The organism is Rhodococcus sp. ACS1 (assembly GCF_002300155.1).
GTDB lineage: Bacteria > Actinomycetota > Actinomycetes > Mycobacteriales > Mycobacteriaceae > Rhodococcus_F > Rhodococcus_F koreensis.
In genome coordinates, this window is sequence record NZ_NSDZ01000007.1 from 172,290 (window position 1) to 192,250 (window position 19,961).

At 68.6% G+C, this 19,961-nt stretch carries 1 protein-coding gene (only partly in view); it reads left to right on the forward strand.

From position 1 onward, the window contains the following. Nucleotides 1-19,961: the 5' portion of a non-ribosomal peptide synthetase gene (locus tag CJ179_RS32345; protein ID WP_095864148.1), read on the forward strand. It continues 9,562 nt past the right edge of the window; the window shows 19,961 of its 29,523 coding nt (coding positions 1-19,961); it begins with the start codon at nucleotides 1-3; the stop codon falls past the right edge of the window.

Consider the following 19,961-nt stretch of genomic DNA (forward strand, 5'->3'; position numbering starts at 1 on the left):
GTGGTCGAAGCTGTACCGGGTGGTGACGTGACCGCGGAAGGTCGCATTCCGGACGGTGCATTTCCGCTCTCCGCCGCTCAGCGGGGCATGTGGTTCGCCCAGCAGCTCGATCCCGCAGTGCCCGTCAACATCGCGCAGTGCGTCGAACTGGTGGGTGCCCTCGACGTCCCGCTGCTGTCGGAGTCGCTGATCGCCGCGGGCCGCGAACTCGGCTCCGCCTTCCTCCGCCTCGTCGAGGTCGACGGAGTTCCCTACCAGCTGATCGATCCGACGCTGGAGGCATCGGTCAGGTTGGTCGACCTGCAGCACGAGCCCGATCCGAGGGCGGCGGCCACGGAGTGGATGCGGCGGGAGTACACCACCCCGCTCGACGTGTGCCGCGACCGGCTGGTGACCTCGGCGGTCCTGCGGATCGGGCCGAACCACCACTACTGGTACTGCCGCGTGCACCACGTCGCACTCGACGGCATGGGCTCGGTGACGCTCGTCGACCGGACCGCGGAGCTGTACACCGCGGCCGTCGAGGGGCGCACTGTGGCGCCGTCCAAGGCCGCCGAACTCACCGACGTCGCCCGCGTCGACGACGACTACCGGACGTCGTCGCGCTACCTCGCCGACCGGGAGTACTGGTCCGAGCGGGCATCTACCCTCGGCGAACCGCACAGCCTCGTCGACCGGACCGCCCCCGCGCGGGCACGCAGTCGCACGACGGGCGGCCAGATCCCCGGCCCCCTCGTCGACCACCTCGACGCCGCGACGAACCGCCACGACTCGTCGGCCGCCTTCGAAGTCATCGCCGCCTTCGCCGCTTATCTCGCCCGAATGACCGGTCGCGAAGAGGTCGCGGTCAGTCTGCCCGTCACCGCCCGCACCACCGCGCTGCTCCGCCGCTCCGGCGGCATGGTGTCCAACGTCGTCCCGCTTCGCCTGCATGTGCGCCCGGACATGACGAACGCCGATCTGGTGGCAGCGGTCCGGTTGGAGGTCACCGCGGCGCTCCGGCACCAGCGGTACCCGCACATCGACATCCGGCGCGACGCCGCCACCGATCATCAGGGCTTCTACGGCCCACTGATCAACGTCATGCTGTTCCACACCGAGATCACCCTCGGCAGCATCGTCGGCCGCCTCGAACTGCTGTCCACCGGCCCCATCAGCGACCTCGCCGTCAACGTCTACCACGGCGTCGCCGGCACCAGCCTCAACCTCGACCTCGAGGCCAACCCGGACCTGTACTCCGAAGACGCCCTCCACGCCCACCACGCCCGCTTTACCCGATTCCTCGGCGCGTTCCTCACCTCCGACACCGGCGCCCCGCGCCTGATCGGCGACCTCGAGATCCTCGACGACGACGAACGCCGCAGCCTGGTTCCGGCCACCGGACGCGCCGGATTCGCACCGGTCACGCTGCCGGACCTGCTTGCCGGCGCCGTCCGCGGCAACCCGGACGGTGACGCCCTCGTCTCGCCCGGGCCCGGGCCATCCGCCGACACCCTCAGCTACCGCGCCCTGGACGAGACGTCGAACCGGCTCGCCCGTCTCCTGATCGACCTCCAGGTCGGCCCGGAGGTCGTGGTGGCGTTGGCGTTGCCGCGGTCGCGGGAGTCGGTGTCGAGTGTGTGGGCGGTGGCGAAGGCGGGGGCGGCGTTCGTTCCGGTCGATCCGAGCTATCCGGCTGACCGCATCGCGTTCATGCTGGAGGATTGTGGTGCGCCGATCGGTGTCACGACGGCGGCATTGCGGGCGGGTTTGCCGGATTCGACATTGTGGTTGGTTCTCGACGACGACGAATTTTTGTCGGCCGTTGCCGCCTATCCGGCGGATGCGGTGACCGATGCCGATCGGACGCGCGCGTTGTCGGTGGATCATCCGGCATATGTGATCTACACCTCGGGGTCGACGGGACGGCCGAAGGGTGTGGCGGTCACGCATCGGGGTCTGGTGAATCTGGCTGCGGACGAGCGGGTTCGGCTCGGGGTGTCGGTGGGTTCGCGGGTGTTGCATTTCGCGTCGCCGAGTTTCGATGCGTCGGTGTTCGAGTTGATGATGGCCGTCTGTGCGGGGGCGACGCTGGTGGTGGCGCCGACCACGATTTACGGTGGCTCGGAGTTGGCGGAATTTCTTGCCGACCACAGGGTGTCGCATGCGTTCTGCACGCCGGCGGCGTTGGCGTCGCTGGATCACCGCGGTCTGGACCATCTGCGGACTGTGGTGGTGGCGGGTGATGTGTGTCCGCCGGAGTTGGTGGCGCGGTGGGCGCCGGGCCGGGTGATGGTCAATGCGTACGGTCCGAGTGAGACGACGATCATGTCGTCGGCGACGGGTCCGCTGGTTCCCGGACAGGCGGTGAGTGTCGGGTCACCGACCGTGGGTGTCGATCTCGTCGTCCTCGATGACCGGTTGCGTCCGGTCCCGCTCGGGGTGCGCGGTGAGCTGTATGTCCTCGGCTCCAGCTTGGCTCGGGGGTATGTGCGCCGGGCGGGGTTGACGGCGGGACGGTTTGTGGCGTCGCCGTTCGGTGCGGGTGGCCGGATGTATCGCACGGGTGATGTGGTCCGTTGGGTGGCCTCGCAGGGCGGGTCTTGGGTTCTGGAGTTTTTGGGCCGTAGTGATTTTCAGGTGAAGGTCCGGGGGTTCCGGATCGAGTTGGGTGAGATCGATGCGGTGTTGGCGTCGCTTCCGGTGGTGGAGTTCGCGCACACGGTCGGCTATGACGACGGGAGCGGAAATACTCGCTTGGTGTCGTATGTGCTGCCGGCGCCGGCAGCGGACATCGAAACCCGGGTGTTGTCGGAGTTCGTCGGGGAGCGTCTTCCCGGGTACATGGTGCCGTCGTCGATCGTGGTGTTGGATTCGCTGCCGTTGACCCCGGCGGGCAAACTGGACCGCAACGCCCTGCCTGCACCGGTATTCGCCGCACGCTCGGCCGACATCGTGCGCCCGAGGACGGTCACCGAGGAGATCCTTCTCGGAATCTTCCGCGGCGTCCTCGGTCTGCCCGAACTGAGCGTCGACACCAGCTTCTTCGACCTCGGCGGCAACTCGCTGACGGCCACCCAGGTCGTGTCCCGGGTGAACGCCGCCCTTGGTGTGCGGATCGGGGTCCGGGACCTCTTCCAGTCGCCGTCGGTGGCGCAACTGGCGGCCTCGGTGGTGGGCGCCGCGCCGCAATCCGACCCGCGGCCGGTGCTGGAACCACGCGAACGACCCGACCGCGTACCCCTGTCCGTTGCGCAGCAACGAATGTGGTTCCTCAACCAGTTCGACACCTCCTCGGCCGCCTACAACCTGCCGATTTCCCTGAGGCTTACCGGCGCACTCGACCGCGACGCCCTGCGCAGGGCGCTCGACGACGTCCAGGAACGGCACGAGGCGCTCCGCACCGTCTACCCCGACAGCGCGGACGGACCCCATCAGCTGATCACCCCCGCCGTGAGCGTGCTACCCGCAGACGGCCCGGCCGACGTCGCCACCGAGTCGCTCACCGCCGCGGTGACGGCCCTCGGCGGCGCAGGATTCGACCTCACCACCGATACGCCGATGCGCGCCGGGCTGTTCCGCGAGGCGCCGGACCGGCACGTCCTCGTCCTCGTCGTCCACCACATCGCCGCCGACGGCTGGTCGATGACACCACTGGCCGCCGACGTGATGCTCGCGTACGCGGCGCGCGTCGCCGGTCACGTGCCCACCTGGGCGCCCCTGCCGGTGCAGTACGCCGACTACAGCCTGTGGCAGCGTGAGCTGCTGGGGTCGGAGGACGACCCGAACAGCCTGTCCGCCAAGCAGATCACCTACTGGAGGTCGGCGCTCGCCGGGGTGCCGCAGGTGATCGAACTGCCCACCGACCGGACCCGGCCCGCCGACATGTCGCACCGCGGTGGCCGCGTCGAGTTCACGATCCCCGCTGACGTCCACCGGCGTCTCCTCGATCTGGCGCAGAGCACCGGCACCACCTCGTTCATGGTCACGCACGCCGCGCTGGCCGTGCTGCTGCGCCGCCTGGGTGCCGGGTCCGACATCGTGATCGGCACCCCCGTCGCCGGTCGCGGCGAGGAAGCGCTCGACCATCTCGTCGGCATGTTCGTCAACACCCTCGTACTCCGGACCGCCGTCGAACCCGCCGACACGTTCGGGGACGTGCTGGCCCGGGTGCGCGACGCCGACCTCGCCGCGTTCCAGCACGGCGACGTCCCCTTCGAGCGCCTCGTGGAGGTGCTCAGTCCCGCCCGGTCGTCCGCGCATCATCCGCTGTTCCAGGTGATGCTCACGTTCCAGAACACCGCGAACACCCGGGTGGAACTCGACGGGCTCGAGGTCGAGGCCGCCGAGATCGACGTCCAGGTGGCGAAGTTCGACCTGCAACTCACCGTCGTCGAGCAGTTCGACTCCGCCGGCGACGCCGCAGGTCTGGCCGTGCAACTGTCCTACGCGACAGATCTGTTCGACCACACCACGGCCGAGTCGATCGGCGAACGATTCGCCCGGCTCCTCGACGCGGTCGCAGGCAACCCGCCGGTCGCCGTCGGCGACCTCGACCTCCTCGCGGCGGGGGAACGCGCCGCCCTCACCGCGGCCAACGCAACGCACCGTCCGGTGCCGGCGGACACCCTGGTGTCGCTGTTCGCAGCCCAGGCCGCCGCCACCCCGGATGCCGTGGCGCTGGTATTCGACGATCGGCGGCTGACCTACGCCGAGTTCGACGATCAGACCGACCGACTCGCCCGCCACCTGATCCGGAACGGGGTGGGACCGGAGTCCGTCGTCGCGGTCGGGATGCGGCGCTCGATCGACCTGCTCGTCGCCGTCTACGCGATCGTGAAGGCAGGCGCAGCGTATCTGCCGATCGATCCCGACCATCCGGTCGAGCGCACCGCGTACGTGCTCGACACCGCACAGCCGGTCTGTGTGCTGACACGCGCCGCCGACGACAGGACGTTCTCCACCGCGGCACTCGTGGAGTACATCGACACCCTCGACCTCCCCGAGGAGGACTCGGAACCGGTCGCCCCCGCGCTCACCGCGGCGAACACGGCGTACGTGATCTTCACGTCCGGCTCGACGGGCCGTCCGAAGGGCGTCGCGGTCACGCACGGCGCGATCGTGAACCGTCTGCTGTGGATGCAGCACGGATATGCCCTGACCAGAGCGGATATCGTTCTGCAGAAGACGCCGGTGACGTTCGACGTGTCGGTGTGGGAGCTGTTCTGGCCGCTGCAGGTCGGAGCGTCCCTGGTGATCGCCGCACCGGACGGGCACCGCGATCCCGATTACCTCGCCACCCTCATCCGCCGGCACCGCGTCACCACCGCGCATTTCGTGCCGTCGATGCTGTCGGTATTCACTGCTGAACCGGCTGTGGTGCAGTGTGATTCGTTGCGGTTGGTGTTCTGTTCGGGGGAGGCGCTGACGCCGGAGCAGGTGTCGCGGTTCCGGGCGGTCAGTGGTGCGGGTCTGCACAATCTGTACGGGCCGACGGAGGCTGCCGTCGACGTGACGTACTGGGAGACCGGTGCGTCGGACACATTCTCTGTCCCGATCGGTCGTCCGGTGTGGAACACCCAGTTGCATGTGCTCGATGCCCGGTTGCATCCGGTGCCGAACGGGGTGGCGGGGGAGCTGTATCTGGCGGGTGACCAGTTGGCGCGGGGGTACCTCGGCCGCGTCGATCTCACCGCGGATCGGTTCGTGGCGAACCCGTTCGCCGCGGGTGGGCGGATGTATCGGACGGGGGATCTGGTGCGTCGCCGGGCCGACGGGGCGTTGGAGTATCTGGGTCGTACGGATTTCCAGGTGAAGTTGCGGGGGCAGCGGATCGAGTTGGGTGAGATCGAGGCGGCCCTGGAGACGCATCCGGACGTGGTGCAGGCGGTTGTGGTGGTGCACCGGGACGAACGCGGCGAGGAAGCCCTCGTCGCCTACACGGTCGGTGCCGCGAACACCGAGGCGGCGGATCTCCGAGACCACGTTGCCCGGGTGCTGCCGTCGTACATGATTCCGGCGCAGGTCGTGCACCTGGACACGCTGCCGCTGTCGGTGAACGGAAAACTCGACCGCAAGGCCCTGCCCGCACCGAACCTCGACACCGCGACCGCTGAATACGTGGCACCGCGGACCCCCGCCGAGGTGGTTGTCTCCGACGTGTTCGCCGAGATCCTGGGTGTCGAGCGGGTCGGCATCCACGACCACTTCTTCGACCTCGGCGGCAACTCCCTCGTCGCCACCCGCCTGGTATCGCGACTGCGCAACGCACTCGGCGTCCCGGTGTCGCTGCGCGATGTCTTCGATGCGCCGACCGTCGGCGGGCTCGCGCAGAGACTCGACGGGGCCGACCCTGCGACGCACCTCGCGCCTCCCGCACTGACTCCGCGGAAGCGGCCCGAGCAGGTGCCGTTGTCGCCCGCCCAGCAACGCGTGTGGTTCCTCAACCAGTTCGACACCGCGAGTCCGGTCTACAATCTGCCTCTCGCCGTGCGGTTCTCGGGTGACCTCGACATCACGGCACTGAGTCGCGCGCTCCGCGACGTACTGCACCGGCACGAATCGCTGCGCACCGTGTTCCCCGCCTCGGACGCCGGCCCCTGGCAGCGCATCCGCGACGTGCACGACGCCGACCTCGACCTCACCGTCGCCGAGGTGACGGAGGCCGACCTCCCCGCCGCGATCCGGGGATTCGCCCTCGCCGGCTTCGATGTCACCACCGAGATTCCGGTACGCGCTCAACTGCTGCGCGTGCGGAACGACGAACACGTGCTCGTCCTGGTGGTGCACCACATTGCCGCCGACGGATGGTCGTTCGCGCCGCTGTCCCGTGACCTGATGCTCGCGTACGCCGCGCACAGCGGCGGCCACGAACTGCAGTGGACGCCGCTGCCCGTGCAGTACGCCGACTACACACTCTGGCAGCGCGAACTCCTCGGCGACGAGGACGACCCGGACTCGCGGGCCGCCCGCCAACTCGCGTATTGGGGAACCGCGCTGGCCGGGCTGCGGGACAGCCTCGACCTGCCCACCGACAGGCCGCGACCCACCGTCGCGTCGAAGCACGGCGCCACCCTGTCGTGGGAGATTTCCGCCGAACTGCACGAACGCCTGCTAAACCTGGCCCGCACACAGAACGCCACCCTGTTCATGGTCGCGCACTCCGCACTGTCGGTACTGCTCAGCCGGCTCAGCGCGACCACCGACATCGCCATCGGCACGCCCGTCGCCGGCCGCGGTGACCGCGACCTCGACGACCTGGTCGGCATGTTCGTCAACACCCTCGTGCTCCGCGCACAACTGGACCCGGCCTCGTCGTTCACTGAACTACTGCAGCAGGTCCGAGACGTGGACCTCTCCGCGTTCGCGCACACGGATGTGCCGTTCGAGCGTCTGGTGGAGCACCTGAACCCCACCCGCACGGCAGCACACCACCCGCTGTTCCAGGTGGCGCTGTTCTTCCAGAACCACGCCCCCACGCACCTCGAACTCCCCGGCCTGTCGGTGTCGAGCCAACCGATCCTTCCCGACGTCGCCGCATTCGACCTGCAACTCGTCCTCACCGACACCCACGCCGCCGACGGGCGACCCGGCCCCATCGCCGCCGAATTCAACTACGCCACCGACCTGTTCGACGAGAGCACGGTCCGCTCGTTCGGCGCGCAGTTCGTCCGGATCCTCGAGGCCGTCACAGTTGCACCGCAGACGCCGGTCGGCGACATCGCGATCGCGGACCCCGCCACACGCATCCGCGAACTGTCCGGATGGAACGCCACCGACCACGACGTCCCCCTCACCACCCTGCCGGATCTGTTCGACGCGCAGGTAGCGCGGACTCCCGAAGCCCCGGCACTGGTTTTCGAGGGCGTCTCCCTCACCTATGCGGAGTTCGATGCTCGGGTGAATCGGCTTGCCCGGTATCTGATCTGGTGTGGTGTGGGGCCGGAGTCGAGGGTCGCGTTGGCGATGCGGCGCTCGCTGGACCTGGTGGTGGGAATGTACGCGGTGGTGAAGGCGGGCGGTGCCTACGTGCCCGTCGACCCCGACCATCCCGTCGACCGCATCGGGTACGTGCTGGAGTCTGCCAGGCCGGTACGCGTTCTGACCAGTACCACGGATCACAGTGCAGTTCCCTCCGACGTCGACGTGATCACGATCGATGACCTGGACCTGACCGACTACTCCGGCACGCGCATCACCGACGCCGAACGATTGCATCCCTTGCGCGCGGACAATACCGCCTACGTCATCTACACCTCCGGATCGACCGGTAAGCCGAAGGGTGTGGCGGTTGCGCATGCGGCGATTGTGAACCAATTGCTGTGGATGCAGTCGGAGTACGCGTTGACCGGTCGGGATGTGTTGTTGCAGAAGACGGCGACGACGTTCGATGTGTCGGTGTGGGGGTTCTTCTGGCCGTTGCAGGTGGGTGCCACCATGGTGTTGGCCTCTCCGGACGGCCACCGCGATCCGGCGTATCTCGCGGAGGTGATCGACGAACACGGGGTGACGGTGACGGATTTCGTGCCGTCGATGCTCGACGTCTTCGTCGCCGCGGCCTCGGACGCATCCTGCGCCACACTGCGGCACGTCTTCGTGATCGGCGAGGCACTTCCCCCCGAAACCGCAAGTCGGTTCCGGGCCTTGTCCTCCGCAGGCCTGCACAATTTGTACGGTCCGACGGAGGCGGCGGTGTCGGTGACGTACTGGGAGACGTCCGACACCGACGAGGCGACGGTGCCGATCGGGGTTCCGGAGTGGAACACGCAGGCGTATGTGCTGGACTCGCGGTTGCATCCGGTTCCGGTCGGGGTGCCGGGTGAGTTGTACCTCGGTGGCGTCCAGTTGGCTCGGGGGTATCTGGGCCGGGTGGATCTGACGTCGGACCGGTTTGTGGCAAACCCGTTCGGTGGTGTCGGGGCGCGGATGTACCGCACCGGTGATCTGGTGCGGCGCCGGCGGGACGGTGTGCTGGACTACATCGGGCGTACCGATCTTCAGGTGAAGTTCCGTGGTCAGCGGATCGAGTTGGGTGAGATCGAGGCGGTGTTGCGGTCGCATCCGGGGGTGACCGGTGCGGCGGTGGTGGTGTATTCGGATGCCGTCACGGGTGATCATCTGGTGGCGTATGTGGTTCCGTCACAAAGTGATGCGGTCGATGCCGCAGGGCTGCGTGCGCATGCCTCGGGCTCGCTCCCGTCGTACATGGTGCCGTCGGCGACGGTGCTGGTCGACGAGTTCCCGTTGAACACGAGCGGGAAGCTGGACCGCAAGGCACTCCCCGCGCCGGAGTTCTCTTCCGCTGCGGGTGAATACACCGCACCGACCACGAGCGTCGAGCACTCCGTTGCCGCGGTGTTCGGCACGGTACTCGGACTCGACCGGGTGAGCGTCCACGACAGCTTCTTCGACCTCGGCGGCAACTCGCTGATCGCGACCCAGCTGGTGTCCCGGATCCGTGGCGAACTGGGTGTCCCGCTCGCGGTGCGGGACCTGTTCGAGTCGCCGACCGTCGCGGAACTCGCGGCCAGACTGTCTCAGTCGACCGGTGCGGACACCCGACCGTCGCTGACCCGGCGGGAACGGCCGGAACGGATTCCGCTGTCGCCGGCCCAGCAGCGCATGTGGTTCCTCAACCAGTTCGATCCGTCGTCCCCGGCGTACAACCTGCCGTTCGCGGTCCGCTTCACCGGGGCACTCGACCGCGTGGCGCTCGCGGCGGCCGTCGCGGACCTGATCGAACGGCACGACACGCTGCGCACCGTATTCCCGGATTCGGCGACCGGACCGCACCAGGTCGTGCGCGACACTGCCGACGCGCTACCGAATCTGACCGTCGCAGACATCGCCGAGGACGAACTGGAGACCGTCCTGGCGCGATTCTTCACGACGGGGTTCGACGTCACCACAGACCTGTCGGTCCGCGTCACGTTGCTTCGGGTGGGCGCCGACGACCACGTGCTGGCACTCGTGGTGCACCACATCTGCGGTGACGGCTGGTCGATGGCACCGATGGTCCGCGACGTGATGGTCGCGTACGCGGCCCGCACCCGGGGAGTACGCCCCACCTGGACGCCGCTGCCGGTGCAGTACGCCGATTACGCCCTCTGGCAGCGCGAACTCCTCGGCGACGAATCCGACCCCGAATCCCTCGCCGCCCGGCAGCTCGCCTACTGGACGAACACCCTCGCGGGCATCCCCGAGGAACTGGATCTCCCGACGGACCGGCTGCGACCCGCGGAGCAGTCGTATCGCGGTAGGCACGTCGACTTCGTCATCGACGCGTCCACGCACCGCGCGCTGACGGCGCTCGCGCAGTCCCGGCGGGCCACGCTGTTCATGGTGATGCACACCGCGCTCGCCGTGCTGCTCGGACGTCTCAGCGCCTCCTCCGACGTCACCATCGGCACCCCCGTGGCCGGTCGCGGCGAACCCGAACTCGACGATCTGATCGGCATGTTCGTCAACACGGTGGCCCTGCGGACCCACATCGATCCGGGGTCCGCGTTCACCGACCTGCTCGACCACGTCCGGGAGGTGGATCTCGCGGCGTTCTCCCGCGCCGACGTGCCGTTCGAACGGCTGGTGGAGGTGCTCAGCCCCACCCGGCACGCGGCCCGGCATCCGTTGTTCCAGGTGATGCTCACCTTCCAGAACCTCGAGCAGACCGCACTCGAACTCGACGGACTCACCCTGCACGGACTCGACACCGACATCGGCGTCGCGAAATTCGATCTGCACGTGACCCTCGTCGAGCGGTTCGACGCCGCAGGCGACCCCGACGGGATGACTGCGCAACTGACGTACGCAGCCGATCTGTTCGACGAGGACACGGCCGCCTCCATCGCTACCCGATTCACCACGATCCTCGATGTCGTTACCACCGACGCGAGAACACCGGCCGGTGACATCGCCCTACTCGGCGCCGACGAGCACGCCGCACTGACCCACTGGAACTCGACCGAACACGCGGTCCCCGCGACGACCCTGCCGGATCTGTTCGATGCGCAGGTCGGGCGAACTCCGGGGGCGACGGCCGTGGTGTTCGAGGGAGCTGCGCTGTCGTATGCGGAGTTCGACGAGCGGATGAATCGGCTTGCGCGGTATCTGATCTCGTGTGGTGTGGGGCCGGAGTCGCGGGTCGCGTTGGCGATGCGGCGCTCACTGGACCTGGTGGTGGGAATGTACGCGGTGGTGAAGGCGGGCGGTGCGTATGTGCCGGTCGACCCGGATCATCCGGCCGATCGCATCGGGTATGTGCTCGACTCGGCGCAGCCCGTCTGTGTTCTCAGCACGTCAGCTGATCGCGGGGATCTTCCGGGCACGTTCGCGGTGCTCGACATCGACGACCTGGATCTCTCGGGATTCGGGTCGAATCCGATCACCGATGCCGACCGGATTTCTCCATTGCGTCCGTTCAACACCGCGTATGTCATCTATACGTCGGGGTCGACGGGGCGGCCGAAGGGTGTGGCGGTTGCGCATGCTGCGATCGTGAACCAGTTGGTGTGGATGCAGTCGGAGTATGGGCTGACCGGTCGGGATGTGTTGTTGCAGAAGACGGCGACGACGTTCGACGTGTCGGTGTGGGGGTTCTTCTGGCCGTTGCAGGTGGGTGCCACCATGGTGTTGGCGTCTCCGGACGGCCACCGTGATCCGGCGTATCTCGCGGAGGTGATCGACGAACACGGGGTGACGGTCACCGATTTCGTGCCGTCGATGTTGGACGTGTTCGTTGCGTCGGTTCCTGCGAGTTCGTGTGGTTCCTTGCGTCATGTGTTCGTGATCGGTGAGGCGTTGCCGCCGGCGACGGTGACACGGTTCGGGGAGTTGTCGACGGCGGGATTGCACAACTTGTACGGGCCGACGGAGGCGGCGGTGTCGGTGACGTACTGGGAGACGTCCGACACCGACGAGGCGACGGTGCCGATCGGGGTTCCGGAGTGGAACACGCAGGCGTATGTGCTGGATTCGCGGTTGCACCCGGTTCCGGTCGGGGTGCCGGGGGAGTTGTACCTCGGTGGCGTCCAGTTGGCGCGGGGGTATCTGGGCCGGGTCGACCTCACATCGGACCGGTTTGTGGCGAATCCGTTCGGTGGTGTCGGGTCGCGGATGTACCGCACCGGTGATCTGGTGCGGCGCCGGCGAGACGGTGTGCTGGACTACATCGGGCGTACCGATTTTCAGGTGAAGTTCCGTGGTCAGCGGATCGAGTTGGGTGAGATCGAGGCGGTGTTGCGGTCGCATCCGGGGGTGACCGGTGCCGCTGTTGTCGTCTACTCGGATGCCGTCACGGGTGATCATCTGGTCGCGTATGTGGTCGGAAAGCCTGCCGGTCAGCTGGATGTGGAGGATCTGCGCCGGCATGCTTCGGGTTCGCTGCCGTCGTACATGGTGCCGTCGGCGACGGTGTTGCTGGACGAGTTCCCGTTGAACACGAGCGGGAAGTTGGACCGCAAGGCCCTGCCCGCACCCGAGTTCACCTCGGATACAACCGAATACGTGGCACCGCGCAACGAGGTGGAACAGGTGCTCGCCGACGTGTTCGCCGGCGTGCTCGGCGCCGGCCGGATCGGTGTCCACGACAGCTTCTTCGACCTCGGCGGCAACTCGTTGTCCGTCACCCGCGTCGCCGCGCGCATCGCCGAGTCGACCGGCACCCGGCTGTCGGTACGGGACGTGTTCGAAGCACCCACCGTGGCCGACCTGGCACTGCGCGTCGACCCCACTACGACGGACGCGCGCCCCGCCCTGACGGCGGCGACCCGGCCCGCCCGCATCCCGCTGTCGCTCGCCCAGCAGCGCATGTGGTTCCTCAACCAGTTCGACGCCGGCTCCCCGGCCTACAACCTGCCGTTCGCGGTGCGCCTGTCCGGCGTCGTCGACACCGCAGCGTTGGCGGCCGCGTTCGACGACGTCGTCGAACGCCACGAGTCGCTGCGCACGGTGTTCCCGAATGGCGGGGACGGCCCCGAGCAGGTCGTACTGGCCGCCGCCGACGTCACCGTGACACTGCCTCCGGTCGACGTCACCGAAGACGATCTCCCCGGCGGGATGGCGGCGTTCGCGTCCCGCGGATTCGACGTCACCGCCGAGACACCGGTACGGGCCACCCTGTTCCGCACCACGCCCACCGAACACGTCCTGGCCATCTCGCTGCACCACATCGCGGCCGACGGCTGGTCTTTCGGACCACTCGGCCGCGACGTCATGGTCGCCTACGCGGCCCGCGCGGAGGGCAATGCCCCGCAGTGGGCGCCGCTCGAGGTCCAGTACGCCGACTTCAGCGTGTGGCAGCGGAACGTCCTCGGCAGCGAAGACAACCCGGAATCCGTGATGGCCACGCAACTCGGATTCTGGACGCGCACGCTCGCCGGCGCGCCCGACGAACTGCCCCTGCCCTTCGACCGGCCACGCCCCGCGCAACCGACGTTCACCGGGGGAACGGTGCGCTTCGGCATCGACCCCGAAACCCACCGGTGCATTCGACGACTCGCCCGGGAACACGGGGCCACCACCTTCATGGTCGCCCACGCCGCCTTCGCGCTGCTGATGGGACGACTGTCGGCCACCGGCGACGTCGCGATCGGCACCCCGATCGCCGGCCGCGGCGAACGCGCCCTCGACGACCTCGTCGGAATGTTCGTCAACACTTTAGTTCTGCGCACAGCCGTGCGTGGCGGAGACAGTTTCGCCGAGATGCTCCGTACGGTGCGCGACACCGACCTCGCAGCGTTCGCCCACGCCGACGTCCCGTTCGAGCGGCTGGTCGACGTCCTCGCCCCGACACGCACCGCGGCGCATCACCCCATCTACCAGGTCGCGCTGTCGATGAACCCGCTGCAGTCAGCGGACTACGAACTGCCGGGATTGCGGATCGGCGTGGAGGACGTCGATCCGGGGGTCGCCAAGATCGACCTCCAGCTGACACTGGGCGAGGAACTCGATCACACGGGCTCGCCGTCCGGGATGCGTGCCGAATTCGTCTACGCCACCGACCTGTTCGACGAGTCCACCGTCCGCGACTTCGCGTGGCGGCTGCAGCGGATTCTCGAGGCCGTGACGTCCGACCCGGATACCGCGGTCGGGGACCTCGATCTACTCCACGACACCGAACGGCAAGGTCTGGTCCCGGCACACGGCCGGCCCGGGCTCGCACCGGTCACGCTGCCGGATCTGCTCGCCGCCGCCGTCCGCAGCAACCCCGACGGTGACGCCCTCGTCGCCCCGACACTTCTCGGCGGCTCCACGAGCACCGTCACCTACCGAGAATTGGACGCAGAGTCGAACCGTGTGGCGCGACTGCTCGCAGCCATGCAGGTGGGCCCCGAGGTGTCGGTGGCGTTGGCGTTGCCCCGCTCCCTGGAGTCGGTTACCTGCACGTGGGCGGTGGCGAAGTCGGGGGCGGCGTTCGTTCCGGTGGATCCGGGTTATCCGCTCGAGCGGATCGTGCACATGCTCGAGGATTGTGGTGCGCCGATCGGTATCACGACTGCGGCGTTGCGGGAAACCCTGCCGGATTCGACGCAGTGGCTCGTTCTCGACGACGACCCCGTGATCGGTGCTCTGGCGTCGTACTCCCCGGAACCCCTGCAGGATTCGGATCGGACGCACGCGTTGTCGGTGGATCATCCGGCGTATGTGATTTACACGTCGGGGTCGACGGGGCGGCCGAAGGGTGTGGCGGTCACGCATCGGGGCCTGGTGAACCTCGCGGCGGACGAGCGGGACCGTCTGGTGGTGTCGGTGGGTTCGCGGGTGTTGCATTTCGCGTCGCCGAGTTTCGATGCGTCGGTGTTCGAGTTGATGATGGCCGTCTGTGCGGGGGCGACGCTGGTGGTGGCGCCGACCACGATTTACGGTGGCTCGGAGTTGGCGGAATTTCTTGCCGACCACAGGGTGTCGCATGCGTTCTGCACGCCGGCGGCGTTGGCGTCGCTGGATCACCGCGGTCTGGACCATCTGCGGACTGTGGTGGTGGCGGGTGATGTGTGTCCGCCGGAGTTGGTGGCGCGGTGGGCGCCGGGCCGGGTGATGGTCAATGCGTACGGTCCGAGTGAGACGACGATCATGTCGTCGGCGACGGGTCCGCTGGTTCCCGGACAGGCGGTGAGTGTCGGGTCACCGACCGTGGGTGTCGATCTCGTCGTCCTCGATGACCGGTTGCGTCCGGTCCCGCTCGGGGTGCGCGGTGAGCTGTATGTCCTCGGCTCCAGCTTGGCTCGGGGGTATGTGCGCCGGGCGGGGTTGACGGCGGGACGGTTTGTGGCGTCGCCGTTCGGTGCGGGTGGCCGGATGTATCGCACGGGTGATGTGGTCCGCTGGGTGGCCTCGCAGGGCGGGTCTTGGGTTCTGGAGTTTCTGGGCCGCAGTGATTTTCAGGTGAAGGTCCGGGGGTTCCGGATCGAGTTGGGTGAGATCGACGCCGTGTTGGCGTCGCATCCGGTGGTGGAGTTCGCGCACACGGTCGGCTATGACGACGGGAGCGGGAGCAGTCGCCTGGTCTCCTACGTGCTGCCGGCGCCGGCAGCGGACATCGAAACCCGGGTGTTGGCGGAGTTCGCGGGGCAGCGGTTGCCGGGGTACATGGTGCCGTCGTCGATCATGGTGTTGGATTCGCTGCCGCTGACCCCGGCGGGCAAACTCGACCGCAACGCCCTGCCCACACCCGTCTTCGCGCGCCGCAGCGCGTTCACGGCACCGCAGACTGCGGCCGAACAGGCGATCGCCGCCGTGTTCGCCGACGTCGTGGGGGAGCCGTCCATCGGACTCGACGACAACTTCTTCGACCTCGGCGGCAACTCGCTGTCCGCCACCCAGGTCGTCTCCCGCGTCGGTTCAGCACTGGGAACACGCATCTCCGTCCGCACCCTGTTCGACAATCCCACCGTGCGCGCACTCGCGACCGCCGCAGCGTCCGACACGACGGCCGAGCGACCTGCCCTCGTCGCCGGTGATCGGCCCGCGATGATCCCGCTGTCGCCGGCGCAGCAACGGATGTGGTTCCTCAACCAGTTCGACACCTCCTCGGCCGCCTACAACATTCCGCTCGCGCTGCGTATGTCCGGCCGGATCGACGTCGCCACCCTGCGCATGGCACTCGGCGACGTCCTGGCCCGTCACGAGGCACTACGCACCGTCTACCTGGCGACCGAGAACGGTCCGCATCAGGTGATCGCCGCGGTGGAGTCGATCCCTCTCGATCTGACGCCCATCCGCCTGTCCGGTGAAGACCTCACCGGTGCGATCCTCCGCCACGCCTCCACCGGGTTCGACGTCTCCACCGACCTCCCGCTGCGGGTCCACCTGTTCCGCGAGAGCCGGTCGGAGCACATCCTCCTGTTCGTCGTCCACCACATCTCCGCGGACGGCTGGTCGTTCATCCCCCTCGCCTCCGACGTGATGACGTCCTACGCGGCCCGGACCGTCGGCGACGCCCCGGCGTGGAACGCGTTGCCGGTGCAGTACGCGGACTACGCGATGTGGCAGCGGAACCTGCTGGGCGACGCCGACGATCCGCAGTCGCTCGCCGCCGGTCAGATCGCGTACTGGAAGCGGACACTGGCGGGTCTGCCGGATCAGGTCGCACTGCCCACCGACCGTCCCCGTCCACCGGCACCGTCGCACCGCGGCGGAACGGCGCGACTGACCCTGGACGGCGACATCCACAAGCGCCTGCAGGACCTGGCGCGCGCCCACCACGCCAGCCTGTTCATGGTCGTCCACACCGCACTGGCCGCACTGCTGTCGCGGATGGGTGCCGGTCCGGACGTCGCGATTGGAACGTCCGTCGCGGGCCGTGGCGAGCAGTCCCTCGACGGACTCGTCGGCATGTTCGTCAACACTGTGGTGCTGCGCACCGACGTGCGGCCGGACTCGACGGGCGCCGCACTGCTCGACCAGGTCAGGCGCGTCGACCTCGAGGCGTTCTCCCACGTCGACGTGCCGTTCGAGCAACTGGTCGACGCGATCAACCCGACCCGCTCCACCGCGTTCCACCCGCTGTTCCAGGTGGCGCTCGCACTGCAGAACCTGCAGACCCCGACACTCGAACTGCCGGGACTGGAGGTGTCCGCACTCGACATCGAGTCGCCGATCGCCAAGTTCGACCTGAACTTCGTGCTCGGTGAACGCCACGACGAGGACGGGAACCCGGCGGGACTCGACCTCGAACTCGGTTACGCCAAGGACCTTTTCGACGCGGACACCGCGCTGCGGATCGGCGAGTCCTACCTCCGGGTCCTGTCCGGGCTGGCCTGCGATCCGCGAATCCCGGTCGGCGACCTCGACCTGCTCGGCGACGACACCCGGCTGCGTCTCCTCGCCCAGTCGCACGGCGCGACACGGGACACCGTGCACTCCACCCTCACCGGTCTGCTCGACGAACAGGTACGGGCGACCCCGGACGCCCCCGCCGTGCTCTGGCGCGACACGACCCTGACGTACGCCGAGTTCGACGCCCGGGCGAACCGACTCGCACGCAGGCTCATCGGCGACGGTGTGGGCCCCGACGTCGTCGTGGCGGTGGAGATCCCGCGGTCGCTCGACCTGCTCGTCGCCGTCCACGCCGTGGTGAAGGCCGGCGGCGCCTACACCCCACTCGACCCCGGTCAACCGGAGCAGCGCAACCGTGACATCGTCGAACAGTCCGGCGCGTCCCTGGTGCTCACCAGCAGCGACCTGTTCACGCAGACCGAAGCCACCCGGCACGGAGTGCGGGCGATCGCACCGGACGACCTCGACCCGGCCGCGTTCGGCGGGGAACCGATCCGCGCCGCCGAACGGATCGCACCGCTGCGCCCGGACAACACGGCGTACGTCCTCTTCACGTCCGGGTCCACGGGACGGCCCAAGGGCGTGGCCGTCTCCCACGCGGCGATCACGGCGCAACTCGAGTGGCTGCGTGAGCAGTACGCGCTCGGCACCACCGACACGATGCTGCTGAAGACCCCGGTGACGTTCGACGTGTCGGTGTGGGAATGCTTCGCGCCGCTCGCCGCCGGCGCCCGGCTCGTCATCGCCGAACCCGACGGACACCGCGACCCCCAGTACCTCGCGGACGTCCTCCGCACGCACGGCGTCACCGTCGTGCATTTCGTGCCGGCGATGCTGGCGGCCCTCACGTCCGGGCCCGGGCTGACCGGCCTGCCGGCGCTGCGGCACGTGCTGGTCGGCGGCGAAGCGGTGTCCCCGGAGACGATCGACGACTTCCGGGCGTCCCATCCCGCCGAGATCGACAACACGTACGGCCCCACCGAGGCGGCGGTGACCACCACGTTCTTCGCGGCCCGGTCCGACAACTCCGACACCGTCCCGATCGGCCTGCCCGTCTGGAACACCAGCACCCTCGTCCTCGACGACCGCCTCCGTCCGGTGCCTGCCGGGGTGGCGGGAGAGCTGTACCTCGGCGGTGTCCAACTCGCCCGCGGATACCTGGGCCGCCCCGACCTCACCGCCGAACGCTTCGTCGCGGACCCCTTCTCGCCGTGCGGCGCACGGTTGTACCGCACCGGCGACCTCGTCCGCTGGACCGCGGCGGGCCTGCTCGAGTACCTCGGGCGCACCGACTTCCAGGTGAAGGTCCGCGGATTCCGTATCGAACTGGGCGAGATCGTCTCCGCGCTGCTCCGGCACGAGGACGTGGAGCAGGCGGTCGTCGTCCCGCACTCGGACCCGCACACCGGCGAGCACCTGGTCGGGTACGTCGTGCCGCGCGGCAACATCGCACTGGACCGCGACGCCGTCCTGGCCGAGGCAGCGGGCAGCCTGCCCTCCTACATGGTTCCGTCGCTGCTGGTCCCGCTGACCGAACTGCCGGTGACGCCGAACGGCAAGGTGGACCAGAATGCCCTGCCCGCACCGGTATTCGCGGGGAAGGCGGAATACACGGCGCCGCGCACCGCGTCGGAGCGTGTCGTGGCGGCCGTCTTCGCCGAACTCCTCGGCGTTCCCCGCGTCGGTGTCGACGACAACTTCTTCGACCTCGGCGGCAACTCGCTGTCCGCCACCAAACTCAGCACCCGCATCGGGGTGGCGACGCAGACGCGGATCGCGATCCGCGACGTGTTCGACGCCCCCACCGTCGCGGCCCTGGCCCGGCGACTCGACCAGCACGATCCGTCCACCGCGATCGCACCGCTGACGGCGGCCATCCGCCCCGACCGGATCCCGCTGTCGCTGGCGCAGCAGCGGATGTGGTTTCTCAACCAGTTCGAAACGTCCTCACCCGCCTACAACTTGCCCGCAGCGGTCCGGTTGACCGGCCCGCTGGACACGGCGGCGCTGGCCGCGGCGATCGGTGACCTGATCGCCCGGCACGAATCGCTGCGGACCGTCTTCCCTGATTCCCGGGGTGGGCCGCACCAGGTGATCCTCGCGCCCGGGGCCTTCACCCCCGACGTCGTACCGGTCCAGGTGAGCGAGACCGGTTTGCGCGCGGATCTCCAGGAATTCCTCCTGACCGGTTTCGACGTCTCCCAGGCGGTGCCGCTGCGGGTGAAGGTGTATTCGCTGGGCGACGCCGAGCACGTGCTCGCCCTCGTCGTCCACCACATCTCCGCGGACGGCGTGTCGATGGAACCGCTGATCCGCGACGTGATGATCGCGTACGCAAGCCGTGCCGCGGGCCATCCGCCCACCTGGGCACCGCTGCCGGTGCAGTACGCCGATTACGCGCTGTGGCAGCGGGAGGTGCTCGGCGCCGAGTCCGACCCGGGCAGCCTCGCCGCCGCGCAACTGGACTACTGGACCCGCACGCTCGCCGGTGTCCCGGACCAGCTGTACCTGCCCGGCGACCGGGGCAGGCCTGCGGTGCCGTCACATCGGGGTGCGGCGACCCGTTTCACCCTGGACGCCGGCACGCACCGGGCCCTGGCCGAGCTGGCACGGGCGCACGGCGCCAGCATCTTCATGGTCGCCCACGCCGCGCTCAGCGTCCTGCTGGGGCGCCTCAGCACCACCGCCGACATCGCCGTCGGCACCGC